General features: G+C 28.9%; 22 protein-coding genes and 1 tRNA gene. 6 read left to right on the top strand and 17 right to left on the bottom strand.

Features of this window, described 5'->3' with window-relative positions; translation table 11 throughout:
• Nucleotides 1-10: 10 nt before the first annotated feature.
• Together VJY38_RS12280 and prfA are read left to right on the top strand one after the other, a co-directional pair.
• Entirely contained in the window at nt 11-652 is a 642-nt protein-coding gene (locus VJY38_RS12280) for an SOS response-associated peptidase (protein ID WP_353681013.1), read from the top strand.
• 58 nt (nt 653-710) lie between these two features.
• Complete coding sequence (gene prfA / locus VJY38_RS12275) at nt 711-1,781, top strand: peptide chain release factor 1 (RefSeq protein ID WP_353681012.1); 1,071 nt, start codon at nt 711-713, stop codon at nt 1,779-1,781.
• A 1-nt stretch (nt 1,782) separates the two neighbouring features.
• Here the strand turns inward: prfA and VJY38_RS12270 are convergent, their stop codons facing one another.
• From VJY38_RS12270 to VJY38_RS12195, 16 genes are all read right to left on the bottom strand, one after another.
• On the bottom strand, nt 1,783-2,541 hold the full coding sequence (locus tag VJY38_RS12270) for a cytidylyltransferase domain-containing protein (protein WP_353681011.1): 759 nt from the start codon (nt 2,539-2,541) through the stop codon (nt 1,783-1,785).
• A 144-nt stretch (nt 2,542-2,685) separates the two neighbouring features.
• Nucleotides 2,686-2,979, bottom strand: a complete 294-nt coding sequence (locus VJY38_RS12265; RefSeq protein WP_353681010.1) for a nucleotidyltransferase domain-containing protein — start codon at nt 2,977-2,979, stop codon at nt 2,686-2,688.
• A gap of 2 nt (nt 2,980-2,981) precedes the next feature.
• Entirely contained in the window at nt 2,982-4,016 is a 1,035-nt protein-coding gene (gene pseI / locus VJY38_RS12260; RefSeq protein WP_353681009.1) for a pseudaminic acid synthase, read from the bottom strand.
• A gap of 1 nt (nt 4,017) precedes the next feature.
• Nucleotides 4,018-5,481 carry a GNAT family N-acetyltransferase gene (locus VJY38_RS12255; protein ID WP_353681008.1) on the bottom strand — a complete coding sequence of 488 codons (1,464 nt, stop codon included), beginning with the start codon at nt 5,479-5,481 and terminating at the stop codon, nt 4,018-4,020.
• Nucleotides 5,478-6,725, bottom strand: coding sequence for a UDP-4-amino-4,6-dideoxy-N-acetyl-beta-L-altrosamine transaminase (gene pseC / locus VJY38_RS12250; protein ID WP_353681007.1), 1,248 nt, complete (start codon nt 6,723-6,725; stop codon nt 5,478-5,480). The genes VJY38_RS12255 and pseC overlap by 4 nt, the downstream gene beginning before the upstream one ends.
• Before the next feature lie 68 nt (nt 6,726-6,793).
• On the bottom strand, nt 6,794-7,822 hold the full coding sequence (pseB, locus tag VJY38_RS12245; protein WP_353681006.1) for a UDP-N-acetylglucosamine 4,6-dehydratase (inverting): 1,029 nt from the start codon (nt 7,820-7,822) through the stop codon (nt 6,794-6,796).
• Nucleotides 7,823-8,602: 780 nt separating this feature from the next.
• Nucleotides 8,603-9,217, bottom strand: a complete 615-nt coding sequence (locus VJY38_RS12240) for a DUF4143 domain-containing protein (protein ID WP_492008312.1) — start codon at nt 9,215-9,217, stop codon at nt 8,603-8,605.
• Nucleotides 9,218-9,223: 6 nt separating this feature from the next.
• On the bottom strand, nt 9,224-9,790 hold the full coding sequence (locus tag VJY38_RS12235; RefSeq protein WP_353681005.1) for an ATP-binding protein: 567 nt from the start codon (nt 9,788-9,790) through the stop codon (nt 9,224-9,226).
• A gap of 129 nt (nt 9,791-9,919) precedes the next feature.
• Nucleotides 9,920-10,090: a hypothetical protein gene (locus tag VJY38_RS12230; protein ID WP_353681004.1), complete on the bottom strand. Its 171-nt coding sequence runs from the start codon at nt 10,088-10,090 to the stop codon at nt 9,920-9,922.
• A 140-nt stretch (nt 10,091-10,230) separates the two neighbouring features.
• A complete protein-coding gene (locus VJY38_RS12225) occupies nt 10,231-11,619 on the bottom strand; it encodes a BFO_1060 family glycosyltransferase (RefSeq protein WP_353681003.1) in 1,389 nt (462 codons plus the stop codon).
• Between the two features lie 13 nt (nt 11,620-11,632).
• Nucleotides 11,633-12,943, bottom strand: a complete 1,311-nt coding sequence (locus VJY38_RS12220; protein WP_353681002.1) for a glycosyltransferase — start codon at nt 12,941-12,943, stop codon at nt 11,633-11,635.
• The gene (locus VJY38_RS12215) at nt 12,930-14,393 is read right to left on the bottom strand and encodes an oligosaccharide flippase family protein (protein ID WP_353681001.1); all 1,464 of its coding nucleotides are present in this window, start codon (nt 14,391-14,393) and stop codon (nt 12,930-12,932) included. The genes VJY38_RS12220 and VJY38_RS12215 overlap by 14 nt, the downstream gene beginning before the upstream one ends.
• Nucleotides 14,393-16,888 (bottom strand): YfhO family protein, encoded by a 2,496-nt coding sequence (locus VJY38_RS12210; protein WP_353681000.1) that lies wholly within the window; start codon nt 16,886-16,888, stop codon nt 14,393-14,395. The genes VJY38_RS12215 and VJY38_RS12210 overlap by 1 nt, the downstream gene beginning before the upstream one ends.
• A 112-nt stretch (nt 16,889-17,000) precedes the next feature.
• Entirely contained in the window at nt 17,001-18,293 is a 1,293-nt protein-coding gene (locus VJY38_RS12205) for a glycosyltransferase (RefSeq protein WP_353680999.1), read from the bottom strand.
• A 147-nt stretch (nt 18,294-18,440) separates the two neighbouring features.
• Nucleotides 18,441-19,499 carry an NAD-dependent epimerase/dehydratase family protein gene (locus VJY38_RS12200; protein WP_353680998.1) on the bottom strand — a complete coding sequence of 353 codons (1,059 nt, stop codon included), beginning with the start codon at nt 19,497-19,499 and terminating at the stop codon, nt 18,441-18,443.
• Between the two features lie 159 nt (nt 19,500-19,658).
• Nucleotides 19,659-20,720 carry a glycosyltransferase family 2 protein gene (locus VJY38_RS12195; RefSeq protein ID WP_353680997.1) on the bottom strand — a complete coding sequence of 354 codons (1,062 nt, stop codon included), beginning with the start codon at nt 20,718-20,720 and terminating at the stop codon, nt 19,659-19,661.
• Between the two features lie 249 nt (nt 20,721-20,969).
• Here VJY38_RS12195 and VJY38_RS12190 point away from each other — a divergent pair, with 249 nt between their 5' ends.
• Complete coding sequence (locus VJY38_RS12190; RefSeq protein WP_353680996.1) at nt 20,970-21,305, top strand: hypothetical protein; 336 nt, start codon at nt 20,970-20,972, stop codon at nt 21,303-21,305.
• Nucleotides 21,286-21,525, top strand: coding sequence for a hypothetical protein (locus VJY38_RS12185; protein ID WP_353680995.1), 240 nt, complete (start codon nt 21,286-21,288; stop codon nt 21,523-21,525). The genes VJY38_RS12190 and VJY38_RS12185 overlap by 20 nt, the downstream gene beginning before the upstream one ends.
• On the opposite strand, the gene VJY38_RS12180 is transcribed toward VJY38_RS12185, so the two are convergent.
• On the bottom strand, nt 21,491-22,390 hold the full coding sequence (locus VJY38_RS12180) for an ABC transporter substrate-binding protein (protein ID WP_353680994.1): 900 nt from the start codon (nt 22,388-22,390) through the stop codon (nt 21,491-21,493). The two genes, VJY38_RS12185 and VJY38_RS12180, sit on opposite strands and share 35 nt — an antisense overlap.
• 91 nt (nt 22,391-22,481) lie before the next feature.
• Between VJY38_RS12180 and VJY38_RS12175 the strand changes: the two genes are divergently transcribed.
• Both VJY38_RS12175 and VJY38_RS12170 read left to right on the top strand, forming a co-directional pair.
• Nucleotides 22,482-22,557: transfer RNA gene (locus VJY38_RS12175), tRNA-Lys, on the top strand.
• A 371-nt stretch (nt 22,558-22,928) separates the two neighbouring features.
• Nucleotides 22,929-25,922 (top strand): TonB-dependent receptor, encoded by a 2,994-nt coding sequence (locus VJY38_RS12170; RefSeq protein ID WP_353680993.1) that lies wholly within the window; start codon nt 22,929-22,931, stop codon nt 25,920-25,922.
• Nucleotides 25,923-25,928: the final 6 nt, after the last annotated feature.

Genomic DNA, 25,928 nt, shown 5'->3' with positions numbered 1-25,928 from the left:
GGAAATAATTATGTGTTATGGATTTGAATCAAAAGTTGAAGCATCAATCTTAATACAGAAAATACTCGAAAAAAAATATGATGTAGATGCTTCTTCTCTTGTGGAAACATTTAAAAAAGAAAATATTAGACCGAACGATAAAATTCTTTGTATTTATAAAAAAGAAAATAAACTTCAGATAAGCTTAATAAATTGGGGAATTAAATTTTCAAAAGATAAACCAACAATTGTAAATTCAAGAATGGAAACCATTAAAGAAAAAAAATTCTGGAACGATTTATTTATGAATAATCGATGTCTGGTTCCTATGACAAGTTTTTATGAATGGATAGAAGTGCAGGGGAAAAAAGTGCAACACAGAATTTATATCTATAACGAAGAATATTTTTTTGTTCCAGGAATAATTTATAAAGATAAAGAAGATAATCTTTCGGTATCAATTATTACAACTACATCAAATAAATTTATAGAACCTTTTCATAATCGTATGCCAGTGCTTCTTAATTTAGATGATGCTCTTGATTTATTGTGTGATACTTCTGAAGAAAGTGTTGAAAAATTAAAGCCTTATCAGGACTACTTTAATATGCGAAAAGAAATTGCAGTTCTTCCTATCAGGAAGAAAAAAATTGATAAAAATGAACTCACATAAATTAATAATTTAAGCCATCTAAACTTTTTGTATATTTGCATAAAATATTTTGAGTTATATGGAATTATACGAAAAACTAAAATCGATTAAAGAAAAGTACAGCGAGATTAACCAACAACTTTCAGACCCGAATATTATATCCGACCAATCTCGTATGATTTCTTTGAGCAAAGAGAGACGTGAACTCGAAGAAATTGTAAAAGCTTATAATGAATATGAAGAAGTAATGAAAAACATTTCAGGGAATCAGGAAATAATTAATACTTCTGATGATAAAGAACTGGTAGAATTAGCAGAAATAGAGTTAAAAGATTTATATAAAAAGTTAGCTGAACTCGAAGAAAAAATTAAAATGCTGTTAATCCCAAAAGATCCCGATGATGATAAAAATGTAATCATTGAAATAAGAGCAGGTACTGGTGGCGAAGAAGCAAGTTTATTTGCAGCAGATTTATATCGAATGTATTCGAGGTATGCAGAGAAAAGAGGATGGAAAAAAGAATTAATTGATTTAAATGATACGGGATTGGGCGGTATAAAAGAAGTTGTTTTTTCTTTATCAGGTGAAAGTGTTTATGGTGATATGAAATATGAAAGTGGCGTACACAGAGTTCAACGAGTTCCAGTTACAGAAGCAAGTGGTAGAATCCATACTTCCGCTGCTTCGGTTGTTGTATTGCCAGAAGTTGAAGACATCGAAATTGATATTGATCCTAATGATTTACGAATTGATGTTTATAGAAGTGGTGGTGCGGGAGGACAGAATGTTAATAAAGTAGAAACTGCAATAAGAATAACTCATATTCCAACTGGAATTGTAGTACAATGTCAGGATGAACGTTCGCAATTGAAGAATAGACAGAAAGCAATGAAAGTATTGAAAGCCAGACTTTATGATTTAAAAATGACTGAACAGATGAATGAAATTGCTGCTCAAAGAAAATCAATGGTACGCAAAGGTGATAGAAGCGATAAAATTCGTACTTATAATTTTCCACAAAATAGAGTAACAGACCATCGTATTGGATTAACTCTTTATAATCTCGATAGCATTATGGAAGGTGAACTTGATGAATTAATTGAACACTTAAAGATTGCAGATAAAACCGAAAAACTCAAAGAAGCATAATTTATTCACCAAGTTGTTTTTGCTTTACATTTCTATTTATCTCTATTAATTCAGGTCTTTCATTAAATAATTTTAATATATCATCAAATAAAAAGATTTCTTTTTTGTTGTATAAAGATTCATAAATTATTTTAATCAATTCTAAATCTTCTGCTGTATCAAGTGTCCATCGATAATATGAATAATCAATCTCATTAGCGTAATTTTTTATTTTGAATATTTCGGGATGCTGATAAATATATGGCGTTACGTGTTCTCTTTCATATTTTTCTTTTGCTTCAAAATGTACTTTCTCTAAAACACTTAAAGGAAATATTTCAGTATCTAATCCTCTTGGAAATGTTCGAACAATAGAATTACTCATGTAGTCTAATTTTTCTTTTTCGTATAAGATTAAAAATTCCGCGAGCATTTTGTCAATTATTTTAGGATCAATTAATGGGCAATCAGATGTAATTCTTAAAATTAAATCTCCATTAAATTTTTGTGCTGCTTCATAATATCTTGATAAAACATCCTCGGAACTGCCTCTATGATATAAAATATTATTCTCCTTGCAGAAATTTTCTGTAACATCATCATCTTTAAGATTAGTTGTTGCAACTATTATATTATTTATGATTTTTGATTTTGATACTCTATTTACTACATGCCATAAGATAGGCTTTCCACAAACTTCTTTGAATATTTTATTTGGTAATCTTGTTGAACCAACTCTTGCTTGAATTATTGCAGTAATGTTATTGAAATGACTATTCATTCTTTAATTAATATTCCTTTGGTTATTAGATAATTAAAACAGTTACTTGGCAAAGGATTTAGAGTTTATTATATGCATAATTCATTCTTTTCTGATGTATCAGGCATTCCTTAACTATGGATGAAAGAATTAATTTTTCTTTGCTCATAGAAGAATCCCTTCATTTTTAGCAATTGAGTAAATAAATTTTTCGTCTCTAAAGTTATTAATAACAATATCAATTTTTTGTTCGCCAAGATGTTTATGTAATTCACCAATAAGTTTTAATTTTTTTTCGAGTATGTTATCTTTAATATTAGTTTCAATATATAAATCTATATCACCACCTCTTTTTTTGTCGTCTACTCGAGAACCAAAGAGGTAAACTTTTGCATCGTAGCCAAATATCTCTTGAGTTAATTTTTTTATAATGTCTATATGTTCTTTTTTTAATCTCATTTTTATTCTATTAAATCCCAGTTTAAAGGAGTCCCTTTTTTAATATTTACTTTTGCTTTTTTTCCAATTATATCTTTTAGATACTTTGGAGGCAAACCATATGCTGGTCGTATCGATTTAATATTATCTTCTGTAAATAACTCTCCAGCATTTATATCTTTTACAGCAAACAAAGAGCGAGCAAATGTTCTGCTTTTTATAAGTTTATCTGAAAGTTCAAGAGTAGCTTTTCCAAGTGCTTTTTCAGCAAGTCGAATCTGTTCAACCATTTGTTTAAATTCATGTGTCTCTAATGAAAAAGAAGCATCTGGTCCACCTAAATTTCTATCAAGTATAAAATGTTTTTCTATAATTCTTGCACCTAATGCAATTGATGTTACTGGAGCTATTATTCCCTGTGTATGATCAGATAATCCAACTATAGTTTGAAATTTTTCTTTTAATAATGTTATAGTGTTAAGATTAGAATCTTCAATTGGTGTTGGATATTCGGATGTGCATTTTAATAGTGCAATTTGATTATTATTCATTTTTTTACATGCATCAACTGCTTCTTGAATCTCATTCTCTGTGGCAATACCAGTAGAAATGATAACTGGTTTTCCTTTGGAAGCAACGTATTCAATTAATGGGATATCTACAATTTCGAAAGAAGCAATCTTATAACATGGTACATTTAATTCCTCAAGAAAATCAACAGCAGATTTATCGAATGGAGTTGAAAAAAATATTAATCCTAAATCTTCAGCAACTTCTTTTAATTTTGGTTGCCACTCCCATGGTGTATAAGCTTTTTTATAAAGTTCATAAAGTGTAATACCATCCCAGATTGTTCCCTGCTTTATTTGAAAATACTCATTGTTACAATCAATGGTAATTGTATCTGGTGTATAAGTTTGAAGTTTTACAGCATCAGCTCCACAATCTTTGATTGCTTTAATTGATTCAACTGCTATTTCAAATTTTTGATTGTGGTTTGCAGAGAGTTCGGCAATAATAAATACTTTTTCATTTAGATTAATTTTTCCTATTTGCATTTTAATCTCTCTTTAAAACAAATTTTAAATATTTTTCATCATTAATATTTTCTTCTCCAATTTGTGTAAATCCTGCAGATTTAAATCCATTTATTGATGCATGATTATCAGGTAATATATAAGCAACAATAAGTTTTATATTACGTTCGTTGAAAAGTTTTGAGCATGCTGCTTTTATAATTTTTTTTGATAATCCTTTACCTCTGAATTCTTTTGTGATGCTTATACTTACTATTGCCGATTCCTCTTCGATCTGAAATCTAATTTGACCAATAAATTTATCATCTTTATCAAATGCAAGTAGAAATAAATAATTTTTGTCATTAATTCTGCTATTAAACCATTGTAAATGTTCTTCCCATGTTATTGGATTTTTGTTTATAGATTGTTGTCGTACAGCTGGATCGTTTGATAAATTAAAGACAGGTTCGGAATCTATATCAATAGCTTTTCTTAAATAGAATCCTTCTTCTTCACAATACTTTTCGATTAAATGGTTTACAACTTTTTTACTTCCTTTACCATCAACTTTTATTTTTCCATTGTTACCAAGTTTCTTTCTCAATCTTATTGATTTTAATTTATTCAGTTGTTCAATTATTTTTTTAATGCAATTTATATCATTATAAAAAATAGGCTCAAGTATAAAACCAGCTTTGTGCCATTCGTTTATATTATTCTTTTGATTTTCAGCAACAGCAATAGCAATAGTTGGTGTACCTGTAGCAGCTAATTCATATAAAGTTTGACCGGCAGCAGATATAGCTAAATCACAATTAATCATTAATTCTTTCATTTCATATTCATTAATTGAATAATAAAATTCTGCATTTGGATATTTACTTTTTAATTCTGAATATTTGTTTCCATCTTTATTCCCAAAAACAACACTTATTTTTAATTCGGGATTATAATCTGTAATTGCATTTAAAACCGGGATTGTTAGATTTCTTATATCCTGTCCTCCAAAAGTAATTAAAATCGATTCAAGTTCACTTTTATATTTTCTATTGGTGATTTCCCAGAAAGCTTTTCTTATTGGAATATATTTTGTACCTAATAAATATTCTATATTAGATTTTTTAGGATATGGTAATAGCTCTGCATTTATACTTCCATTTAATACTATGCCCGGTGGATAATCAATTCTAATGAAATCATCGATCATCAATAATATTTTTGTAAATCTTGAAATGTTTTCATAAAACTCTTTGCCAGCGTTATATGAATCAATAATCACAATATCACTATTAATGATTTTTTTTATTAGTTGTGCAGGATGAGTAAGCCAGTCAATTAATTCGTAATTAACATTACTCAAAAACGATTTTGATTTTTCGTCTCCATTTATATATAGAGCTGGATAGATATTTCTATCCATGAAAGCCTGATAAAGAGAAATACAACGAGTAATATGTCCATAACCGGTATTTTCAAAACCTTCTGTAATGATTGATACTTTCATTTCATTTCGTTAAGTGTAGTTACAATTGCATTACTTATAAATGTGAGATCTTCTTCATTTAGCGAAGGGTAAATTGGAATAGATAATTCTCTTTGATAAAATTTTTCTGAAATTGGAAAATCACCTTCCTTAAATCCAAAATTTTTTTTATAAAAAGGTTGAAGGTGAACTGGTATATAATGAACCTGAAAAACAACGCCATTTTCTTTCAGTCGGAAGTAAAATTCTTTTTTATCAATTTTTAATTCATCAAATTTTATTTGAAGTGGATAAAGATGATATGCATGTTTTACGTTGCTTGCAACAAAAGGAGTAATAAATCTTTCGTCGTCTTTAAAATAATTATTATAAAAATTTGCTATTGTTCTTCTCTGTTCAAGAAATTTATTTAATTTTTTGAGTTGACTTATACCAAGTGCACATTGAAAATCTGTTATTCTATAATTGAAGCCAACTTCATGCATTTCGTAATACCATGGACCATCATTTTTTTCGAGTATCGATTCATCTTTTGTCATGCCATGAGTTCGAAGAGTTTTAATTTTTCTGTCAATTAGCTCATTGTTTGTTAGAACAGCACCACCTTCGCCAGTTGTGATATGTTTTACAGGATGAAAACTTAAATTTACTGCATCAGCATATTTGACTGCATACTTAATATCATTTTCATATTCTGCTCCTAATGCATGGCAGAAATCGTTTATTAATTGAAAATCATATTTATTTTTTAATTCATTTAGAGATTTCCAGTCACATGGATGACCAGCATAATCAACTGCAACTACAGCTTTTATTTTTTTATTCTTAGAAGAATAAGATTTTATTTTATCTTCAAGTTTATTTGGGTCAATAGTATAAGTTTTTTCATCGATATCTACAAAGTCAACCTTAGCACCAGCATAAATGGCACAATTAGCACTTGCTAAAAATGTAATTGGTGATGTTATAATAATATCATCTTGTTTCCATCCGAGAGCTAAACCAATTAAATGTAATCCAGCTGTACCATTGGCTACTGTAGCTGCAAATTTTGCTCCAAAGAATTTTGAAAGTTCATTTTCAAATTCTTTAGCTTTTGGACCCTGAGTAATAAGATCTGATTTTAGTACTTCAGTTACGGCTTGTATATCATCCCCCGAGATACATTGTCGACCGTAATAGTATTTTAATTGTGAATTTTGAGACTTATCAATGTTTTTTGATTTTGGGGTTTCAGTTTGTTTAAAGAAATTATTTTTATTCATTTTTTACTTTTTTAATAAAGTATTATTATTAGTAATCTTAAATAAGAAAATTTTTTTCTGAAACAAAATCACATCTTAACATTTTTCTCAATTAGTTCTCTTAATTCTTCAACTGTTAAAAAATGTGGATTTGTTCCGCTATTGTATGAAAATCCATATTCACAAAATTTGCCAGGTTTACTATTACTTTTTGTTCTGAATTCTTCTGTATCCCAGAGTCTTAAATGTTTATTATTTCCAAGCTGAACAGAAGGAAGTATAACAAAATATTTTTCGAACTCAATTGTATTTAGAGCATCGGCTTGAGTAATCATTTCTTCATGAATTTTTTCACCTGGACGAATACCAACAATTTCAATTTTACATTCAGGAGCTATTGCTTTTGCAAGATCAAGAATTCTATAAGAAGGAATTTTAGGAACAAATAATTCACCGCCCCACATTTTTTCGAGACAGAATAAAACAAAATCGACTCCTTCCTGAAGTGTAATATTAAATCTTGTCATTCGTTCATCTGTAATAGGAATAACGCCTTCTTTTCTTTTTTGCAAAAAGAAAGGAATTACAGAACCTCTACTTCCCATTACATTTCCATAACGAACAACAGAAAATTTTATGTCGTGTGTTCCTTTATAATTATTGGCAGCAATAAATAATTTATCAGAAGTTAATTTTGTAGCACCATAAAGATTAACAGGGGCAGCAGCTTTATCGGTACTTAATGCAATAACTTTTTTAACTCCAGAAGCAAGGCAGGCATCAATAACATTTTGTCCACCAATGATATTTGTTTTAACTGCTTCAAAAGGATTATATTCGGCAGCAGGAACCTGTTTAAGTGCAGCAGCATGAATAACAATATCAACACCTTCCATCGCTCTTTTCAATCTATCGAGATCTCTTACATCGCCAATAAAGTAACGCATTAATACACCTTCTTTTTGAAAGCGAGGGTCATTTTGCATTTCGAATTGTTTTAATTCATCACGACTATAAACAATAATTTTTTTAGGTGTAAATCTTTTGAGTACTGTTTCTATAAATTTTTTACCAAATGAACCAGTGCCCCCGGTTATTAAAATTGTTTTACCATCCATATTAATCCAAATTTATTCAATCCAAATTTATGAAATTTTTTATTGTGCTGGATGAATTATAATAGGAAAAAATATTTATGTAAGTAATTAGAAATTTTTTGTCAATTGTTTTTGTGTTAGGGAAAGGAATAACCTTAATTTTTTCATCATATTAATTTTTCCAGTTTATTTTTGTTGTGTTGTTAGATCAATGTGTTGTAATTATTAAGTATTTGAATGCATTCTTGTAGTTTACAACATTGTTAACTATACCTTCTGAATGGCGATTATTATTTGTAAATCTTATTTGAAATAAAATCAACAGTTTTTAGTTCTTTAATATACCAACAAGATTTTGTATTAACATTGTAATTTATCGGTACATATTAATTTGTTTTGGATATTCTTTCTAAAAACAAATTGTAAATTATCACAAATAGTTTGAATTAATTTGTATAAAAATTATATGCTATGGATTCTCCAAGTAGAATTAGTGTTTTATATTTAAAAGGATTGTATGCTAATCAGATTTAATGTTATTCAATTTAATTAAGTTAATTTTACAATTATGTTATGTAGAACTGGAGTTGGAATTGTATTATTTCATCGCATGTGGATTCAAATGCAAAAATATGACAAGAATTGATTTTGAATTTAATATTGTTCTTTGCTCTATAACAGAATAAATATATTTTTTAATATGTTGTTGATAAACTTAAAATGCATTGTAATAAAATTTGATAATGTATTTGTAATATCAATTATAAAAAATCATCTGACTTTTTATAGAAGAAATAATTGTTAATTATACCATTCGCTGGCAGGTGTTAATAAAAATTCTTCTATTGAGATACCACCCTGACCGATTAATAATTTTCTTTTAGGATTATATTGTTTACAGAATAAATCAAAACCTCTAAGACTTTCTCTTAATCTACCGCTTTTAACTTCAATAGCTGTTAAATTAGAACCATTTTGCAAGATAAAATCTACCTCATAGGAACCTTCTCTCCAGTACATCAATTTTAATTTTGTTCCAATAGTGGCTGAATATAAATGGGAGCCAACTGCATTTTCGATCAAACGACCCCAGAAATTAGTATCTAATTTTGCATCTTTAAATGTGTATTGAGATTGAGATGTAATTAATGCATTGTTTAAAGATAAGAATTTGGGACTTGAGGAGCGTTGTCTGATTTCTGAGCCTGAGTACTTCTGAAGACCGGTCAGCATTCCAGCATTTGATAATAATTGAAGATAATGTGCTAAGGTAGTTGTATTGCCAGCATCATGAAGTTGCCCTAATAATTTTTGATAAGAAACTATTTGACAAGAATAACTGGTTCCCAGTTTGAATAATTGTCGGAACAAAGATTGTTTGTCTATTCTTGTAAGAAGAAAAATATCTCTTGAAATAGTTGTTTAGATTAAAGAGTCTTTTATATAATTTGACCATCTTTGTTCATCATTAATTAATTTTGCTGCGCCAGGATAACCACCAAAATAAATATATTTTTCTAAGCTCCAGCCAAATGCTTCATTCATTTCACTAAAACTCCAGTGATAAAGAGGAATTAATTCAAATCTTCCGGCTAAGCTTTCAGTTAGTCCTTTTTGTATTAATAATGGAGAGCTACCAAGAATCATTACTTTTAAGTTTATTTTATTAGATTTATCTTCATCCCATAATTTTTTTACTACTTCAGACCAGCCCTGTATTTTTTGTATTTCATCTAAAATTAAAAGTGCACCTCTGGAGGATTTTCTGGATAATTGTCTTGCTACTTCCCATTGTTGTTCCAGCCAGGTTGTTGAATAGGGGACAGGAGAGTCAGCAGTTATATAATGTGTTTTGATTTTAATTGATGCAGCTATTTGTTGAGCTAATGTAGTTTTGCCACATTGTCGTGGTCCAATAAGAACCTGTATAAAATTATCTTTTTCTTTAAGTCTTTTTAATATTAGATCGTATTGTTTTCTTTTATACATAAAATTATTCAAAATACTCAATATTATGAGTAAATTTACTCAATATGATGAGTAAAAATACTCAATGAAATAAAATTTATCAAACTTGAAAACCGGAGAAAATATTATGGTGATAAACAGGAAGCTGAACTAAATGAAAATTCTTTCAAATGCATCTATGTAGCTTTTTGAACTGGCATTATAAATTTTTGCACCAAGAAAATCTGCATAATCTTTTAATATAAAATATCCTTTAAATGCATAATGGAGTTTTCTGAAAATATCGTGTATGTAATATTTTTTCCCATCTAATTTATACATTGGCATTCTGATTTGTGAATTATCATAGAAATGTTCGTGATTCACGGTAGTTTGAACTAGTTTGTTAACTATAATTTCACCGGGCTATGATGATAATAATTATTCTAATTAACATAAGCCCTCGTTACTTTGTGGTTTTGTTAAATATTTTTCAATAGTTCGCCAGCAATATATTTTTCATCTATATTTTTAATTTGATAAAATTTATCAAGAAATATTTTATATCTTTCATACAATTGATAGAGTTTATCCATTTTGTAATCTTCAAATACCCAGAGATGTTTTTTTAGTTTATATATGTGTGAGTATAATTTTTTATTGTAAAATGGTCCTGCTATTCTAATTAGTATATAAACCAACCAGTGCCAGAAGTGAAATTTGTATGTTGGATTATATTTACCTTCAAGATAGTGATCAATTGTCTTTTTTAAATATAACGAAGCACGTATATGATTGAATCCATCACCAAATCCTATTATATCATTTATTAGTTGATTTCTCATTTTAATTTTGTCCTCATAAAAAAATTCATCAATTTTTCCTTTATTATAGAATTGAGAAATCATTTCTTGAATTTCATTATAATTTTTTGCTAAGGCAGAACCTTTATAAATTAAATCGCGGTTAAAATCTGGATCTGGATTTATAAAAATTGTTTGTTTCCCCATAAGCCAGCTTTCAAGTGCAGTAGTAGATTCAAAGCAAGTCCAGATATCGGATACAGAAATTAAGTCGTGTATAGATTCTTCATTACACAAGTATAAAACATTAGGATAGTTAACCAGTTCACACATTTCGTTGATAACAGGTTCTGGGCGTTCAGGTGCATTTTCTTGCGGATGTTGTTTAAGAATAAAGAGAATATCCGGATTTGATTCTATTAATGATCTTAATATTTCTCGTACTTTAATTCTTTGTTCTTCAACCCATTGAAGTTTTGAATGATCTCCTTTGAAAAAAGAAATTAATTCTTCTCTACCTCTTTTATGATCTTTTTTACCGAAAGCCCATCCTGCATAACCAATAACTTTTTTATATTCTTCTTTTTTATATTTTTTCAAGAAGTTCTCTTTAGTCATGAACTGGTAGATAACATACCTATCAAATCCAACACCACCTGTTACAACTATTCTATCTTTGTACTCAGGTACAATTTTCTTAAGGTATTCTGCAGTTCTTTGACTCCAGCAGCATATAAATTCCTGATAGAATTTTTTGTCCTTATTAAAACCCCAGATATTAAATGAACCATCAGTACGGAAATTTCCTTCAGAAATCAATGCAAATAATGGTATAGATTGTTGATGTGCAATTTTTGAGATCTCAAAATAAAGATTGGAACCAATTGTATTTGGGAGTAAAATAATATCTGGTTTTATAATAAAAATTTTATGGATATCTATATTTAGAGCATGATAAAATTCACAATTCAAAAACTTTTCTGCAAAAAATCTTATTGGTAATATCATCTCTACATCTCTACCAGTTGCAAGGTCTGTAAAGCAAAGTACTCTTATTTTCCGGTTCATTTTAAATTGATAACTAATTTTTAGTGATCTCGTTTAAATATTGTGCTAATTTTTGTGTTAGATTTCTATTTGAATACATTGTAATATCGTTAGTATTTGAGAATAAAACTTTGTTCTTAAATTTGTTATATAGTTCCAAGACACAAATGCGTAATTTTTCATAATCATCAAAATTACATGAATATCCAGCATTTATACTTTTAATAATCTTAGAAGCGTCACTATTTTCTGGACCAATCAACAAAATTGGTCTCCTTGATGCTATATATTCAAAAAGTTTTCCAGGTAATCTTCCATTTACATTGGGCATATTATTTAATATTAGTAACAAAACCTGTGAACGATGCATTCTTTTGAGTGTATCATTTCTCGATAAATGTGGGAGTAAACGTAAATTTTTACTTAAATCATTACTTTTTATTTCCTCAATAACAGGGTAACCAATAAATCCTGCCAGTTCGATTTCTAGCATTTCGGAAAATTCTTTATTCTCTTTTGATATATCTGATAATACTTTCCATAGAGTTTTCGCATTTCTATCAGGACCTAAACTCCCGTAGTGACTTATTGTAAATTTTTCTGATAATGGCTCATTTATACTCTTAAAATCGTCTTCATCAAATCCCCATACAATCACACCTACATCTTTAGCTCCTATGGATTCAAGATCCTTTTTCCATGATTCGCTGCAAATAGTAATTTTATCCGCAAATTTAAATACTCTTTGTTCCATCATCTTATGGATTTTCTTTGAAATAGGATTTAACATAAGTTGTGGGAAGTAATCTACTTGTGTCCAAGGGTCTTGAAAATCTGCATGCCATGGAATTTTTAATTTCTTTTTTATTTTATATGCTATCATGTGATTAGTATGGGGTGGTCCATTGGTAAATAATACATCCACAGGATTTTCTTTAAGATACTTAATTAGAAAATTTGCAGTTGGTCTGATCCAGAATTTTCTTGCATCCGGTATAAAAATGTTCCCTCTTATCCATATTCCTAATTTATGTGCAAAAGTATGTTTTTCTTCTTCTAAAAAAACATTGTGAATTCGCTCTTCCTTTTTTTTGCCAGTGATAATTTTAAAGAGATTATATGGTTCCCATATTTTTGTTTTAAGAACTGTTATTCCATCAGGAATGTCTTTAAAATTAGATTCATCTAAGACAGGATATTCTGGATTTTCTGCAGTGCATATCACTGGTTCCCATCCAAAATACCTGAGATATTTAGCAAATTTTAAACATCTGTGTACGGCTATTCCACCTGAGGGTGGCCAGTAGTATGTGATAATTAATACTTTTTTACTATTTTTTCCCATTTTTAAAAACAATTAATTTTTTAGCAAAATAATTTAAAAAATTGATTTCGTTTAATTCAAAAAAACCTAATAAGTATAGAGTTGCAGGGAAAAAACAGGCAATAATTATCTTTAATATTTGATAAATAAAATTATCTTTCAGAAAATACCCAAATGATGACAATATAATTCCAGTGCATATCATTAGAATTAATTTTTTATTCTCAAATGGTATAGGGAAATATCTGTTAGAAACTTTTTGTGTTATGTAATAAAATATAACAAAGGCTATAAGTGTGTTTATTGCTGCTGCAAGTATTCCAAAATATGGAACAAAAATTAAATTCAGTACTATGTTTAATATTGCTGCACCAAGAGTGATTGATGCAATATGTTTTGTGTTTTTTGTTAACATCATTCCAAGTGATGCTGTTAGTCTCATTCCACTAAATACATACGAAAATAATATTATTGGTACAACATAAAATGCATTATAAAATTCTGGTTTTAGTGCAAATATCTTTATTATTTCTTTACTGAATAGAGAAATAAAAATAGATCCCCAGATAAATACAAAGGTAGAATAAGTCATAATTTTACTGAAAAATCTTTTATCATCCTGTTGACCATAATATTTAAATGCAATGGGCATCAAACTCATACTAAAAGGCATTACTAAAAACATATTTAATACACCAGCAACTCTGTAACCAAGTCCATAAATTGCATTTGCTTCGTATCCTAAAAAATAAGTAATAATATAACGATCACTTAAATTGAGCAACATTATTCCAAGTGATGCAAAGATTAAAGGGAATCCAAACTTTAATGATATTTTCAAAATCTTAAAATCAAATTTAAAATTCATTTGTCTGATCAAAGATAAAAACAGAAAAATTGATATTATTGCTTCGCCTATTACAGCAGCAAGAAATATCCCTTCAATTCCTTTTTTAATATTTACAATGAAATAAATTGTGAGTGCAGCAATTATTAAAAGCTTAATTATGCTTATTGATGAAAAGAAAATTGCTTTTTCTTCGGCTCGATATTTTGACAGGAATAAATTGTTCAAAGTTCTGAAAAGAACTATTAATGCTATTAATCTTATATAAATTGTATTAATTATCTTATCGGTAATAATGTCTAATGAAATAAATAACTCAGATATGATTATTAAAAATGTGCCTGCTACAAATAAAAATATAAACAAAGTAAAGAGTGTGATTTTTTTCTTTTCTTTAAATTCAGAAGAATTGTTAAGAAAAATTAGAGATGCTGCCTGACCGAATAAAAATATTTCTGCTAATATATTTGTTGTTACATCAAGTAAATCCCATGTTCCAAATTCAGCTTTGTTTAAATATGCTGTGTAGATTGGAAGAAGTATAACACCAATAATTTTAGGTGCAATATTGCTTAAGCTATAAATAAAAGTGTCTTTAATTGTATTCTTAATTCGTTCTAACATTATTTTTTCTTCTGAATTAGCAACACAACAATTATTCCTGCATATAAAAGTAAGTTTAATGTCAAAGAAATGGTTTTCCCAACTACAAAAGCTCTTGGTTCATATTTAAATTCGATTTTATGTTCTCCTTCAGGAACAACTATACCCTGAAATCCATAATTTGTTTTATAAATTTTTGTTTGATTGTTATCGATAAAAGCTTTCCAGCCTGGTAAATATGTTGTACTAAAAAATAAGAAATGATTTTTTGTTGACTTTGTTTTAATAATTATTTGTTCGTCTTTATAACTGATAATTTCTGCTAATGTTGTTGAATCTGTTTTCCAGATTTCAAAATCTTTGTTTTCTACAAATGCAACATGTTTTGGATTAAATGATTCATTTTTTATTTCGTTTAGAATATCTAATGGAGATTTTACTGCAACACTATCAACAAAATAAACTCTTGGAAGTGCATTTACATTTTTATAAACAAATGTATTTTGTGTTTGATAAATTGGTACGAACCCATCAGGATTATATGGTCTATCCGTAATTATATATTTTACACTAAGCATATTCCATAAAGTTAAGTTTACTGGCGAAACAACATCAATTATATCCTGATAACTTCTGGGCTTTACTGCTGAATAACCGTAAAAGTCTTCAAGTAAAAAGTATGCATGAAAGTTTGCATTATTCTGAAGTGTGCCGAAACCATCCTGTTTTAAATTAAGGATTCTAAAAGGCGTTTTCTCTTTTTGCTGTTTAATTACTGTGACATATTCTGGTTCTTTAAATAATTCATCAATCTTTGCAGAATCTACATAACTTGCACCACGATTACCAATCCTAAATAAATCTATCAAAACAAAAATTATTAATCCTGATATTACGAGATCTTTATTAACTTTTTTATTAATGTAAGCATGACAAAGCCAGAATGTTAATGCTAATAAAACCATTGCAATTTGAAAATCGCTTCTGAACATGTCAGCCATGTAACCAGACAATGCATTAAACATTTGTGCTTCTTGCTGATTGCCTAAAGTGGATGCATAATTTTGTACTCTCTCTGTAAACCAATCTGTAAGCATTGAATTAAATAGTATTGAAAGTATGAAAAGGCCAGTAAAAATAAATGCGAGATTTTTAATTGCTTTTTCTAATTTTAGATTTTTTTCTTCTCTTAAAGAAATAATTTTTAATAAACCGAAACCAGCAAGTATTGGAAAGATAATTTGAACAACATGAAGAATCATTGATGGTGTTCTAAAGTTATCGAAAAATGGGAAGTAGTAATAGAATAAATTAAATATCAATGGGAAATTTCTTCCGAATGATAAAAAGATAAATAAGATTACAGTTATTCCTAAAAATTGAATCAATGGTTCTTTCCATCGAACAAAGAGAGTAAATAATCCAAGCACAAAAATTATTACACCCATATACATTGCTGTATCAACAAAAGGCATTTGACCAAAGTAAGTGTTAACTTCAACAGGTTGATTATTTGTGAGAGGTCCTTGATATGTTGATCTACCAAATCCATAATATGATGGAATTAAAAATGTTAAAACTTCTCCAGGAGAAAATGACCAGTTTGTATTATACTCATAAGAATTAGTTTGAGATTTTGCAACTGGATTTTGTAATTCCACAATACTTTTTGTACCACGTGTTGAATATAGTTTGTACTCATAAAGTTGTCCATAAGTATCGTATGACATAGCAATTGCAATTAATCCAGCAACAATAGAAATCAGGAGCGATTTCAATAATTGTTTTTGCAAAAAATTATTTTTTGTAATAAATGAATGAATAAAAAAGTAAATGAAATAAATTAATGCAACCAAACCGAAGTAAAATACTATTTGTACATGTGCACCAAAAATTAGAATATGTAAGCCAATTATATATAATAGAACATCCAGAATTTTTATTTCTTTCTGGAACTTAAAAAGCATCATTAAAATGAATGGGAATATAGAAAGACTTACAAGTTTAGAAGTATGACCAATATAAAAGAGAACAAGAATTCCAGTGCTAAAAATTGTTGATATTGCAACAAGAAAACTTACCAGTCTGCTGGCACCAAAACTTCGCATAAAGAAAAATGAAGTAAAAGCCAGTATTAGTAAGTTGAAAGTGTACAGGGCATTATAATTTTTAAATGCAGCAGAATATATTTTTGATGCATAAGAATAAATCATTACAGTTAGGTCATAATATCGAGGTGACATAGATGTAACTACAGCAGGTATTCCACAAAATATATGTGGATTCCAGAGAGATACTCCATCTCTTTCTTTCAATGCATATTGTCTTAAACTTTTTCCTTGAATTAAATCTCCAGAAGAAGTTGTTTTATCACCAAACATAACAGGGAAAAAGAAAAGGAAGAGTAATAGAATTATGAGTATCAAAAAAAATGGAGTTTGAAATTTTTCCGGGATAATTTTTTCTAAGGAGAAACCAAATTCTCTGGCTGGTTCTTTAGATTTTTGTTTTTTCATTTATAAACTCCTGCATTATAATTTTTCTCTTTAAGAACTTGTTGTATGGAACTGCAAAGTTCACAGAGGTAATATATTTGAAATTTCTAACAGTTTCTTAGCAGTTTAATGATTATATATTTTGTTCATTCAAAATTGCTTTGGCATAGTTTTCCCAGCTTAATTTTTTTGCCTGTTCTTCAATTCTGCCACGTGGAATTGGATTATTAAGAAAATCTTTCATTGTTTGATACATCGAATCGATGTCATTAGGTTTTGCTAAATAACCATTATATCCATGTTTGATTGTTTCAGGGAAATGTCCAACGGCAGTTGCAATTGTTGGTAATTTAAAATTATAAGCAAGAGATTCTACGCCTGATGGAGTAGCAACTTCATAAAACAAAACATTACAATCTGCAACCTGAAAATATTTATGAACTTCTTCATTAGGAACATATTTATTTACAACAACAACTTTATCTCTAATTCCAAGTTCATCAATTAAATCAAGTGGGCGATAATTACTTTCGTCTTCAGTTTCTTTTGTTAACAATTTTTTTAAAAATCCAAAGACAGACTTTTTAATTTTTGTTGATAACTTTTTATCGTCGAGAGTATGCCAGAAAGATTCTCCAACAATTAATAATGAAACATCATCTCGCTCCTGAGCAAGTTTTGCAAACGCACGTATAACATTATGAAGTCCTTTATACTTTCTTATGAATCCAAAAAACAGGAAAACATATTTTCTTAATTTAAGTTCCTTTCGAATTTTTTCTCTGTCTACATTCATATTCGGTGTGAACATATCATAAACGGGGTGATAAAGTTTAATAACCTGTTTTAATTTGGAGTTAATTAATTTTTTAAAATCTTCTCTCGGCACCTGATCACAAAGTATAAATTTTTGTTTTGGGAAAATTTCTTTTAGTTCTTCAAATGTTTTTAAGGAATGAACTATAAATGTGTGTGGTTTAGAAAGTGCATATCTTAGAAATAAATTATCTATTATACTTCTTTCTTTTTGTGCTACTACATGTAAATCAAAAATTATTTCACAATTGTTGTCTTTTTTTAATCTTTTTGCAATATAGCCCATTGGTAATCCTTGAACAGAAATAGCCCATTGAAATACAACAATATCGGGTTTGAGTTCTTTTATAACTTTTATTGTTTTTTCCCATGAAACTGGATTATTATAATTTGTTATATAATGGACTTTAACTGGAGTCCCTTCCAGAAAATTTTTTTGACTTGAATGATCAATAAAATCTCTTGGTATAATCGATGGATATTGTTGAGTCCAGGAAACTATATGAACTTCGGCACCAAGTTTAGAAAGTGCTTTTGCAAGCGAAGAAGTGTAGTTAGCTATACCTCCCTTAAACTGTGGACCGGGTCCAAATATTATAACTTTTTTCATAATCTTTTTTGTTTGATAATATTATTTCTTACTTGTATTACAATTTATGTGTTTGAATCTGGAATTCGATAATGTTTTTAAAAGATTTCAATAATATATAACAAGAATTACTTATTTTTTTAGTTTATCAAGAAAATATTAGAATTTTCAGTCACTTAATTTTTTTAATCTTTCAACTGCAACGTCATAAACTCTTCGCATTCCTTCTTCGAGCGAAATTTTTGGTTGCCAGCCTAATTTTTCTTTTACATAACTCATATCAGAATATCTTGAATGAACTCCCATCGGTTTATCTACTAAAGGTTTAATGGTTGGATTGTAACCTGCAAAACTTGCAAATAATTTTATTAAATCTATGAATGTAGTCAGTTTACCTGAACCAATGTTAATTGCAGAGCCATCATGAATTTTATCCATTGCTAAAAACATACAATCCATAACATCATCTATATGAACAAAGTCTCTTCCCTGTTTACCAGTCCCCCATACTTCAAAAGGATTCTCTTTTCTTGCTGCTCTTGCAGCAATTGCAGGAACTGGATAACTCAAATCCTGATCTTCTCCATAACCAGAAAATGGTCTTATGCATACAATTGAAATTCCATAATGTTGTGCAGCAATTTTTGCAAGATATTCACCGGTTAGTTTTGTCCATCCATAAGTCATATCAGGTTTTCCAAGAGTGTATCCATCAATATTAATATCAGATTCTTTAAGTGCAATTGCATTATTTTCTGTTTGCAAATTAATTGGATAAGCAGCAGAAGAACTTGGATATAAAACTCTTTCAGGTTTAGCTTTAGCAATCCAGTTAAAGAATTCAGCATCTATAGATAAATCAAGAGCCACAGCCATTGGATCACCTTCAATTTTTGCTCGGCCACCAACTATAGCTGCAAAGTGAAAGACATCTGCAAATCTTTCTATGTTCAAGCCATATTCACTTTTTAACCAGTTTGAATTTTCTTGAAGCTTATTTAAAAATTTACGTATATCGGTTTTCCAGAAGAATAATCTTTCATCCTTTCCGAATATTTCAATGTCTTTAAAATTTTTTCTTGTAGAATCTTCCAGCCATGTAGATGGATGTGTACCAACGGATAAATCATCAACCATAAGAATAATATCATTAGTTCTTTTTAGTAATTGTTTTACAGTGTTTCTTCCTACAAATCCACAGGCTCCAGTAACAAGATGATATTTCATGTAAATATTCCTTTTTCTTTTTGTGAAAAATAAGAATTTTTAATTAGAATATTTGAAAGGTATAAAATTGGTGATGTCAAAGGAATTAATGTTTTTTTCAATGCATAGTTTATTTTGTTAAGTATTCTCTATCACTCTGATAGTGCAGAAAAATTTTGGTTATTTTTTTTCTTTTATTACATATTCTTTATCGCTTTGAAAATTATGAACAAATAATTCTCCCAGAAGTCCAATTGCAAAGAATTGGATGCCAACTATAATTAATAAAATTCCAAGAAAGAAAATAGGTCGATTATTTATTCCTCTTCCAAAAAATAATTTTTCATAAGTTAACCAGAGACTAATGAAAGTTCCAAGAATTGTAAATAGCAATCCAGCAATTCCAAATAAATGCATTGGTCTTTTGATAAAACGAATTGTAAAAATTACAGTAATTAAATCTAAAAATCCTTTGAAGAAACGTGAAATGCCAAACTTTGTTTTTCCATATCTACGGGGATGATGTTTTACTACAATTTCTGATACTGTAAAACCTTTCCAGCCTGCAAGTACAGGAATATAACGATGAAGTTCACCATACACATTTATGCTCTGAACTACAGCTCTACGATAAGCTTTCAATCCACAATTAAAATCATGAATTTTTACTTTTGAAAGGAAACGAGTAACAAAATTAAAAAATCTGGATGAGTATTTTTTAATGAAAGGATCGTATCTTTTCTTTTTCCAGCCAGATACAAGATCGTAACCTTCTTCAAGTTTTCTTAAAAGATTTGGTATTTCTTCGGGGTCATCCTGAAGATCGGCATCCATAGTAATTATTACATCTCCAGTACAATGTTTGAATCCCATTTGTAAAGCAGCAGATTTTCCATAATTTGTTCTGAAACTAAGATAGTGAACACGATTATCATAACGTGCTAATTCTTTAATTATGTTTAATGATTTATCTGTACTTCCATCATCTACAAAAATAATTTCGTGTTCGCAAGATATATTTTTCAATGACTTCTTTAGATCATTATACAAAGGTTTAATGGATTCTTCTTCGTTGTAAAGGGGAATAACAATTGATACTTTTTTAAAGCTAAAATTCTGTACTTCTCTAAACTCTTGATATGCTTGAATTGGTTTTACTTTTTTCCTATAAAAAAATCTTCTTTGTTTTTTACCAGTTTGTGAATGTGAATTTTGAGAATCCGATTTCTGATTTTCTTTCAAATGATTTTCCATTTTGTTTAGAAAATAAAAGTATTAATTACAATGATAAGTTAAATTTTGTTAATTCTAAAATCAATAAAAGTATAATATTAAGAAATGACTTATTATTAACAAAGTTTTCAGGTCATAAAAGTCTATTGAATTAAAATATCATTTTTGTAAACCAATAATGGATTTTTCTGGTTTGATACTTCGCAAAGTAAATTATATTTTATGTTAGTCTATTTTATAAGGCTATGAAAGGTTGAAATGGGTGCGATAATATTTTGGGGAATAATTCGTACAGCATTGTTAATTCCAGTTCTATGGTTATTATATGGATTGATTGAATATAAGTACTGGTGGTGGTTGGTTATTCTTTCAATTTATGGAGTGATAATTTATCCAGCAACAATTCAATATAGATTGTTTCAAGAAGAAAATGAAGAACTTATTAATAATACTTTGTGTTCATCATGTAGATATTTTGATAAATCAGCAATAATTTGTATGAAGTATGATAAACATCCAACATTAAAAGAACTTCCATGTGAAGGTCTGGACTGGGAGTTAAAGGATTATGAATATGAAGAAAAAACATTATAAAACCGATAAAGAAGAATCAATAAAAAATAATGTAATCTTTTGTGCAGAATGTGGCGAAGCACTTACTTTTTTTGGTGTTGAACCAGGCGAAGTTGATCTTAATAAAATAAAAGAACGTCATAAAAATTGTAAGAACACAGGTAAATTTAAAGGTGATAAATGTGCTATGCTTTTCATTGCAGAATCTAACGAAGATCTTTTTCTTGAGGATGAAGAGTAATAAACAATTCTTTAACTGCATCTGCATATCTTGGACCAGGTCTTGAAAATAAATCCCTGTTAACAAAAATAACTTTGTTATTATTTATAGCCTTCAAATTTTTCCATTCGGGATAAAGCTCTAAAATTTTTTGTTTTGTAATAATGCCATCATCTGGAATAATAATTATATCTGGATTTCGTTTTAGAATCTCTTCTCTATTAAAAATGGGATAATTTATATTAACATCTTTTGCAATGTTTTCAAGACCACAAATTTCTAAATATTCATTAATGAAAGTATTTTTTCCTGCTAACATTAAAGGTTGTAATTCTACAAGATACATTACACTTTTTCTTTCATAATTTTTAGCAGCTCTTGAAATTTTAGCTATAAGAGAATCTCTTAATGAAATATTAATTTTAGCCAGTGTTTCAGCTCCAAGAATTTTTGCAATATCTAAATAAGTTTTTTTTATTCCAGAAATATTTCTCGGATTTGATACAAATACTTTTAAGCCCAACTCATTGAATTTATTGTATGCTTCTTTTGTATTGCCTTCAACAGTAATGAAAATCAAATCGGGTTTTAGTGAAATAATTTTTTCAAAATCAAAATTAATCATATCTCCAACTTTTTCAATTTTATTAGCCTGTTCGGGGAAGTTGCAATAAAGGGTATTTCCCACAAGATATTTATCGAGTTTAAGGTCAAAGATAATTTCTGTAAGATTGGGAGCTAAGGTTATAATTCTCTTAGGCGATTTATTTAAAGTTATGGTATTCCCAATATCATCTTTAAAGATAATTTTATTATTGTTCTGTTCTTCTTTGTTACAGCTACAAAGGATAAATAGAATAATGAAAAATAACTTTAGTGCTTTCATATAAATAAAATGAAATTATTATCAATTATATAAAAAAATGTTAATTAAAAGTGAACTTTGTTGAAGAAAAAAAATTGATTATTTTTGCGACGCTTCCTTAGCTCAGTTGGTAGAGCAGTAGACTCTTAATCTATTGGTCGGGGGTTCGAGTCCCCCAGGAAGCACCAGATTTCACACCTGCCTTTTATTATATCAATCTTTTAACTTTTAATTCCTATAAACATTTTATTATAAACATAATTTTTTATTAAAATAATAAACAACAAATCTTAAAACCATCTCTTTTTTACAACTTTTTTAATCCCTTTAAGTGGCATAATTTATGTGTAAAAAGTGTTTTAAGTAACCCTGAATGAAGGGTTTCGTTTATTAATGTTCTTTATTATTTGCATGGGCAAAGAAGAATAAAATAAAGTAAAAAGCAAATTTGATTCTTATTTTACCAATAGTTTGTAAGGTATTTAATTAGGTGTTTAATATTGTATGACATTTCTTTAGTTTGTTACATATCATAATAGAAACTATCGGGAGGAGCAGCATGATAAAAATTTACACATTTCTAAAAAAATTAACTTTTATTATATGCTTACTGATAATTACAAACTCATTATTTGCTCAGGGGACAGGAACAATTAGAGGTAGAGTATTTGAGAAAGATACAGGAGAGCCTTTAATTGGAGCAAATGTTTTAATTAAAAATACGAGTTTGGGGGCAGCTACAGATATTGATGGCAAATATGTTATTAGAGGAATTCCAGCAGGCACTTATACTTTGACTGTTTCCTATATTGGATATACTACTGTATCAACAGAAGTGACAGTTGTTCCCAATAGAACTTTAGAACAGAATTTTTATCTTGAAGCAAAAACTATTACTGGAGAAACTATAATTATTACTGCACAGGCAGAAGGTCAGCTATCTGCAATTAATCAACAATTATCTGCTAATACAATTGCAAATGTAGTTTCAAAAGATCGTATAAAAGAATTACCGGATGTAAATGCAGCTGAATCAATAGGAAGATTACCCGGTGTTTCAATAGAGAGATATGGTGGAGAAGCTACAAAAATTTCTATAAGAGGTTTAGAACCAAAATATAATACAATAACTGTTAATGGAGTACGTCTACCTTCAACCAGCAGTTACGATAGAAGTGTTGATTTATCACTAATTTCTTCAAATATGCTTGATGGTATAGTTCTTAAAAAAGCAAATACACCTGATATGGATGCTGATGCATTGGGTGGTACTGTAGATTTAAGATTGAAAGAAGCTCCTGAAGGTTTAAAAATAAATGTTACTGCACAGGGTGGATATAATCAACTTCAAAATTATTATGGTAATTATAATTTTAATGGGAGTGTAAGCAATAGGTTTCTAAATAGTAAACTTGGTATAATGTTGAATTTTAACCTTGATAATTACGATAGAAGTGCAGATAAATTTTCTGGTAGTTATAATCAAACTGGCTCGGGAGAAAATATTATTGTAAAACCTAATGAAATAACTTTGAGAAATGAAAATGTTAAAAGAGGAAGAACTGGAGCCAGCATTTTGCTTGATTATAAATTACCATATGGTAAACTTACTGCTAATTCATTTTATAATAGACTACACACGAAAGCACTTTTTAGAATTAATGATATGGCTATAGAACATAATAGTCATTACTATAATCTTGAATTACGAGAAGGGAATACTTCTTTATTCACAGGAGCAATTGGTTTTCAACAGGATTATGGTTTTATGAATTTTGATATGTCTTTATCAAGGTCATCTTCTTTAACTGATAATCCGGGGGATCTTGTTTTTGGTTTTGTTCAAGAAAATGGAGCATTTCAAACTGCCAAAGTTGAACCCGGAATGGATCCTCATTTAATCCCATCTTTACAAATTATTGATACTTTAAAAACAGGATTTAAGAATGCTCATAAGTATAGTATAAAACTAAAAGAAAATGAAACATCATATCAACTCAATATAAAAGTTCCTTTTAATTTAGGAAAGAATATTAATGGTTATGTAAAATTAGGTGGAAAATTCAGATGGCTCGACAAAAATAATGATCAGGAACAATATGGTAGGGATAATATTCAATATGGTGGAGTAGGATTAAATAGTGTTGTAGACCCTGTGCTTAGATATTTGAGTGCTAAGTATCCAAATGACTGGAATTGGTTACAGGATTCTGCACTTGCTCGTTCTAATGCTGTATTCCCAATTTCCAGATTTCTTACCAACGAAAAACCTCCTCATTTCCTCAATGGTGAATATGATTTAGGCTTTATGGTAAATGAAAGATTACTCAGACAATTTTTGGAAGCATTACAGGAGACTTCTAAAGAAACACCCGGTAATTGGCTTTATTATTCAATGGGTTCAATTGGTTATGATTATGATGGAATTGAACGCTATCAAGCAGCTTATATTATGACAGAAATTAGTTATAAAAATTTAATTACTTTGATACCAGGCGTACGTTTTGAAAAAGACTATTCAAAATATCATGGACAAAGATTTAAAGAAGCTGAACAGGCTGGAGTACAGCTTCCACCAGTTGATTTCCAGGACTTAGAAAATACACGAGAAAATAAGTTCTGGTTACCAATGGTACATTTAATAGTTAATCCACTTAGCTGGATGAAGATACGTCTTGCAAGAACAGAAACCTTAACAAGACCGGATTATATACAATATGCACCTATAACTACAATCGATAGATATAATGGATATATCAGAGCTAATAATGCTGCATTGAAACCTGCAAAATCTACTAATTATGATGCGTCGATTCAAGTATATCAGAATTATATAGGATTCTTTACACTTTCAGGATTTTATAAAAAAATTGATAATTTAATTTTTCAATCCGGTTATCAGTTACAACCTGGGGTTGCTATACCTGAAGGCTTAAATATTCCAACTTCCTGGTTGAGAGATAAAGATGGTAGAGTAGTTGCAACACCATATATGGATACTTATTTGAATAATCCTTACCCTGCATATTATCGTGGTTTCGAAGTAGAATGGCAAACACATTTCTGGTATTTACCTTCTATATTTAAGGGACTGATATTTAATGCTAACTATACAAGAATTTTCTCTGAAGTTGATAAACAGAGATTTGTTGTTAATCGAGTTGTTGAAGGAAAACCACCCAGAGTTACAATTAAATATGTTGTAAGTGATACAATTCGAACTGGTAGAATGCCTTATCAACCTGCACATATTTTCAATTTTACACTTGGCTATGATTATAAAGATTTTTCGGCAAGATTATCATTCTTATATCAAACGGATAAATTAACATACCTGGCTAATTACCCTGGTCTCGATCAATCTACAGGAACTTATTATCGCTGGGATTTAACACTGCAACAAAAATTGAGATGGGGTTTGCAATTATTTGTTAACCTGAATAATCTCAATAAAAGAGCAGATAGAAGTTACAGAGGTAATGATGAAACTAACGCAGCATATACAGAATACTATGGATTTACAATGGATGTTGGCTTAAGGTACAATTTTTAGATGAGA

The sequence above is a fragment of the Rosettibacter firmus genome, assembly GCF_036860695.1.
Taxonomy (GTDB): domain Bacteria; phylum Bacteroidota; class Ignavibacteria; order Ignavibacteriales; family Melioribacteraceae; genus Rosettibacter; species Rosettibacter firmus.
The sequence above is the reverse complement of the archived record's forward strand: the minus strand, read 5'-3'. Positions and strand labels throughout refer to the sequence as shown.